The sequence below is a fragment of the Trinickia sp. genome, from assembly GCF_051953405.1.
GTDB lineage: Bacteria > Pseudomonadota > Gammaproteobacteria > Burkholderiales > Burkholderiaceae > Trinickia.
On the sequence record NZ_JBQCIV010000076.1, the window covers coordinates 1 to 5,196 of the forward strand.

6 protein-coding genes are annotated in these 5,196 nt (G+C 65.9%); 3 read left to right on the plus strand and 3 right to left on the minus strand.

Features of this window, described 5'->3' with window-relative positions:
* Nucleotides 1-214 (minus strand): hypothetical protein (locus ACTHN9_RS13085; protein WP_440537191.1); only part of this gene is annotated, 214 nt, incomplete at its 3' end.
* A gap of 119 nt (nucleotides 215-333) precedes the next feature.
* Here ACTHN9_RS13085 and ACTHN9_RS13090 point away from each other — a divergent pair.
* Nucleotides 334-645: a hypothetical protein gene (locus tag ACTHN9_RS13090; protein ID WP_440537192.1), complete on the plus strand. Its 312-nt coding sequence runs from the start codon at nucleotides 334-336 to the stop codon at nucleotides 643-645.
* A 199-nt stretch (nucleotides 646-844) separates the two neighbouring features.
* Here ACTHN9_RS13090 and ACTHN9_RS13095 read toward each other — a convergent pair whose 3' ends face one another.
* Nucleotides 845-1,102 carry a hypothetical protein gene (locus ACTHN9_RS13095; RefSeq protein WP_440537193.1) on the minus strand — a complete coding sequence of 86 codons (258 nt, stop codon included), beginning with the start codon at nucleotides 1,100-1,102 and terminating at the stop codon, nucleotides 845-847.
* 267 nt (nucleotides 1,103-1,369) lie between these two features.
* Complete coding sequence (locus tag ACTHN9_RS13100) at nucleotides 1,370-1,768, minus strand: transposase (protein ID WP_440537194.1); 399 nt, start codon at nucleotides 1,766-1,768, stop codon at nucleotides 1,370-1,372.
* Nucleotides 1,769-2,508: 740 nt separating this feature from the next.
* On the opposite strand from ACTHN9_RS13100, the gene scpB reads away from it, so the two are divergent.
* Nucleotides 2,509-3,615 carry an SMC-Scp complex subunit ScpB gene (gene scpB, locus ACTHN9_RS13105; protein WP_440537195.1) on the plus strand — a complete coding sequence of 369 codons (1,107 nt, stop codon included), beginning with the start codon at nucleotides 2,509-2,511 and terminating at the stop codon, nucleotides 3,613-3,615.
* Between the two features lie 59 nt (nucleotides 3,616-3,674).
* Nucleotides 3,675-5,196 (plus strand): 23S rRNA pseudouridine(2605) synthase RluB (gene rluB, locus ACTHN9_RS13110; protein ID WP_440537196.1); only part of this gene is annotated, 1,522 nt, incomplete at its 3' end.

A 5,196-nucleotide genomic window follows, 5' to 3' on the forward strand; every position in this document is an offset into this window, starting at 1 on the left:
GCCCGCGGCTACGATCGCCTTCCTTGCGCGGCGACATAGCACTAAAACCGCTGAAAAAAGAGCTAATAAAGTGAATATGATCAATTGAGATAGGGTAACGTATGGTTTCGGGGCCTTGCCGCGTGCAGCGGCAGTAGTTCGATAGTTTGATTGGACCGTGGGCGCGCTCGTATTCCGCTGCGGAACGAAGCGTCCGATTATAGGCAAACAGCATGACGGAACCGGCACACCCGGTTACCGCCCCGGCTCGACGGCTGGCGCTCACCTGTACCGGCCGCCGTAAGGCATGCGCCGTCACGCGTGACGGCGGCCGCACTTTAAGAAAGAGTCGAGATGACCACGTATTCCAACGAAGCGGTGCTCGAAGCGCTTAGGCGAGTGCAATATCGTCAAGTTCCATGGGCCAAGCGCCCGGGCGTGTTCGAATATCTGCGAGGGCTCGGTTTGATGGAAACGGTCCGTCAGCGCACGGTTGCGCCTGGAGCCGGTTTTCATGCGCCTGTCGATATCGCCGTGCTGACAGAGAAGGGACGCGCCGAATTCAATCGCCTCGCTCGCGAAGAACGCGCACTGCATTGGACGGACGCGAAGGCGTGCGAGTACGCACCGAGCGATGCCGCAGCCGCCGTCGAACTGCGATCCTAGCCGTCGTTAGCCGCGCCGTTCTCGGCCGTTAATACCTTGCGCCGGGAACCCTCAAAAAAAACCCGTATCGCGAGGATACGGGTACCGGATATTTCTGCTGCCACGCTGTGCTCATGGCAATCACTCCGACTGGCCAAACGGCGAGTGGTTCCCTTCATTTCGATTCGAATTGCGCGAATTACCGAATAGGGTGGGTCGATTAGTGCTTGGGCGGTGGGCGATTGCGCGTGCCGTTATCGTTCCAGCGGGCGTTGCTCTCGATGTCGCCACGCAAGTTTCCGCGGGGCGCCGACGCGCCCGCCGGTGCATTCGCAGGCGGCGCCTGCCAGTCGGCCGACATCTCCGGCGACCGCACGGGCGGAGCGCGCGCGGGTTGCGCGCGAGGGGGCGACGCGAGCGCGAGGGCCATGCCGATACTGCACATCAGCACGCCGGCTGCGTGAATGGCTGGCTTCATTCGGATTGTCCGGCGCGACATGCCGGCGACGAGTCCGTATAGACCAACGATAAGCGCGACGACGAAAGGGCGCTGTAAATATTAGTAAATGGATGTTGCGGACTTGCCGTATCGCAAGGCATATCGAGCGGTGCGAAGCGAAACTGGCGCGAGCGGCGCTCGGGTCGAGGCGGCCGCCGATGAGGGGATATGCGCTGTGCGCCTGGTGCGATGGGCCCGTTGCCCGCGCGAGTCCGGCAAGGCAACGGGCAATCGGCAATAGGCAGATCAGGCCATCTTGGCCGGCGCGCGCCACGATTCCGGGTTGGTCCAGAACGCGCCGCGCAGGCGGTCCGGGCTTCGCGGCGCGGGAGGCTTGACTGCGGTCGTGCCGATGCGGCCGCGCAGCGAGACTTGGCGCCCGCAGGTGTCCAAGCGTTTAACGATTTCGACGAGCGTGCCGTCCGCCTGCCATTCGTCGAAGCGTCGCCGGCAGGTCGGCGGCGACGGGTAGCGGCCCGGCAGCTTCGACCAGCCCTCGCCGGTGCTGAGCACCCATAACACCGCGTTGACGACGGCGCGCGCTTCGACGCGCGGGCGTCCGCGTCGCTCGCTCCGTGCCGGTTCGGCGCAGAACAGCGCTTCGACCAGCGCCCACTCGTTATCTCTCAAATCGTCGAACACCATATGTCCTCACCTCAGCGAAACTGACCCCGGTGCGCTGCCCCGTGCCGCGCACCCTTGAGACACCCTCATGGGGTGTCGAGCGAGCCGGTGGGGCGCCGGAACGATGTCGACCATCGAACGACGCGCCTACCGCAGCGTGCCGAGCAATGCATGAAGCATGCCATGTCGGTGGCGAATACCTGCAAGCCCCGTCGCGACGGCCTCGCGGGGGCATCAGCTAGGGGCGTATAAGACGCCAAAATGCCGGGGGCGGAAATCAGGGCAATCACCAATCTAGTGCAGGCCGGCGCTGCGCGAGTGCGACCGCGCCCGCATATTGCGATGCGGCAAATCGACCGTCGGCGGATCGGGCGTGAAGGGCGTCGCTCGTGTGCAGCGGGCGCATGCGAGGAATGCGGATTGCTTTGCAATCGCAGCAAGACAGACGGGCTGTATCGGTTTTTGTCGCGTCGAGATCCGTTTCAATATTTGGGCATTGGTGCGCTTTATGCCACGGCGCTCGCCTTCGATTCGCTATTTACGCCCCCGGTCTTTTTGCGTAAGATGGCGTTCAGTCACGCGGCGCCTTCTCCGGAAAACCGCCGCTTCGTCCGGCTGGGTCTGGCCCGAGCGCTGCTCGAATCGCCGCCCCCCGGTCCGTGCTCCCATCAATATGACCGATCAAAATCGGGCGAGCGCGTCTTCAGTTCCATATCGTCTGTTTGATCCGGTTCGTTGACCACAGGGTCTGACCTAGCTGCATGAATACCCAAGAGGCGAAGATCGTCCTCGAGACTGCTTTGATTTGCGCGCAAGAGCCGCTGAAGGTCGGTGACCTGCGTAAGCTCTTCGCCGACGCCGTGTCGGCGGATACAGTCCGTGCGTTACTTGAGGATCTGAGAAACGAGTGGTCCGGGCGAGGTGTCGAACTCGTCGGGCTCGCAAGCGGCTGGCGCTTTCAAAGCAAGCCGGCGATGCGTCCTTATCTCGATCGGCTGCACCCGGAAAAGCCGCCGAAGTATTCGCGCGCGGTGCTGGAAACGCTGGCGATCATCGCGTACCGCCAGCCGGTGACGCGCGGCGACATCGAGGAAATCCGCGGCGTCACCGTCAATACGCAGGTGATCAAGCAGCTTGAAGATCGCAGCTGGGTCGAGGTCATCGGGCATCGCGACGTGCCGGGACGCCCGGCGCTTTATGCGACCACGAAGCAGTTCCTCGACGATCTCGGGCTGAAGGCGCTCGACGAGTTGCCGCCGCTCGAAGATCCGACGACGCAAAACGCCGCCGAATTGCTGGCACAGCACGCCATCGAGTTTCCGGACGATGCGGCGCTCGTCGAAGCCATGGCCGATGACGGCGCCGTCGCTGCCGGCTCGCAGGGGCAGGCTGCGGAGCAGCGTGAGGCCGCTGCCGAAGTGCATGAAAACGCGCACCGCGCGGCGGACGACGAGCAGGCCGCAGGTTTGCTTCATGCCGACGACACGATCGGAGGCGAGGCGGCCACCGTGGCAGACGGCGAGCCCCAGCAGGGCGAGGCCGAGGTGTCGACGGGCACACCGGAGGCGAACCCTTCCGACGACGAGAACACGAGCGAGCGTGCGACGCACGACGGGCGGGCAAACGTTGCACCGTCCGGCGACGGCACGATCGATGCCGCGCGCGGGGATCGAGACGAGCGCGACCGCGGTATGCACGAGGACGCTTCGAACGAGACCGACATCGATCCGTCGTCGCCTGCGCGAGACGGCGCTTCGCCGGCCGCGACCGTGCGTCCGATGGGCGTCGCGGGCGACCATCCGGCGGATCGCGAGCAGTCCGGCGAGGACGCCTACAACGACGACGAACCCGCGTCGCGAAGAGCTTGACGTAACCGAACGTACGCAGCGCCTGCAATGGGTGCGCGCAATTGACACTTGAGGTTGTTTTGACGAATACCCACGACACCAATTTGTCCGCATCCGGGCATGCCGTAGACGCTGCGGGCCGCGACGACGCGCAAGCCGGCGAGTCCGGGCAAGGCGCCCACATCGCGGAAGCGGGCGATCAAGAGCGCCCCCGCCGCGGTTTGCGACGCGGTCCGCGCAGCTTGATCGCGCGTCGGCGCGCCGCGGCTAAGACCAAGGGCGAGGCCGGCGCGCAAGCGCAAACCCAGGGCGGCCCCGAGGGCGAGCCCGCCGACGAGGCGCCTGTCGCCGCGCAGCAGGCGCTCGAGAGCGGTTCCCCCGCTCCGGGCCGCGCGCCCCGTAAGAACGTGCCCAAGGGCGCCCGCAAGCAAGCCGGCAACCGCCGCGACGAGGCGCTCGCTCAAGGCGGTCGCCCCGACCAGGACCAAGCAAAGGGCAAACCGGCGAAGCGCGGCGAAGCGGCCGCGGGCGGGCAGGACGATTTGTTCGCCTATGTGACCTCGCCGGCGTTCGATGCCGATAACGGCACGACGGGCGGCGTGCGCGCACCGATGTTGCGGCGCGGCCGTCAAGCGCCGCCAAAGCGTGTGCTCGCCCCGGACGACGACGCGCCCAAGCTGCACAAAGTATTGGCCGAGGCCGGAATGGGCTCGCGCCGCGAAATGGAAGAGCTGATCGTGGCGGGCCGCGTCTCGGTCAATGGCGAACCGGCGCATATCGGCCAGCGCATCATGCCGACCGACCAAGTGCGCATCAACGGCAAGCCGGTCAAGCGCCGCGTGCAAACGAAGCCGCCCCGCGTCTTGCTGTACCACAAGCCGACCGGCGAGATCGTCAGCCATGCGGATCCGGAAGGGCGGCCGTCGGTGTTCGACAAGCTGCCGCCGATGAAGACGGCCAAGTGGTTGGCCGTCGGCCGTCTCGACTTCAATACCGAAGGGCTGTTGATGTTGACGACGTCGGGCGATTTGGCCAACCGGTTCATGCATCCGCGCTACAGCGTGGAGCGCGAATATGCGGTGCGCGTCGTTGGCGAGCTGTCGGAGGCGTCGCGGCAAAAGCTGCTGCACGGGATCGAACTCGAGGACGGCCCCGCGAACTTCCTTCGCATCCGCGACGGCGGCGGCGAAGGCACGAATCACTGGTACCACGTCGCGCTCGCCGAAGGGCGTAATCGCGAGGTGCGCCGCATTTTCGAGGCCGTCGGCCTTATGGTCAGCCGGCTCATTCGTACGCGCCACGGCCCGATTTCGCTGCCGCGCGGTCTGCGCCGCGGCCGCTGGGAGGAGCTGGAAGATGCGCAAGTGCGCAGCCTCATGGCGGCTGTCGGCCTGAAGGCGCCGACCGAAGAGAAGGGCGCTCGCGGTCAGGGCGCGGAGCGGCGGCAACCGGATCCGATGCAAACGTCGATGGGCTTTATCAACCGCGAGCCGGTGTTGACGGCGCACGGCGGCTTCGAGCAACCGGGGCGCGGCGCGGGACGTCGCGGTGCCGGCGGGTTCGGCGCGCGGACCGGCGGCTTCGGCGATACGCTGGGCGGCG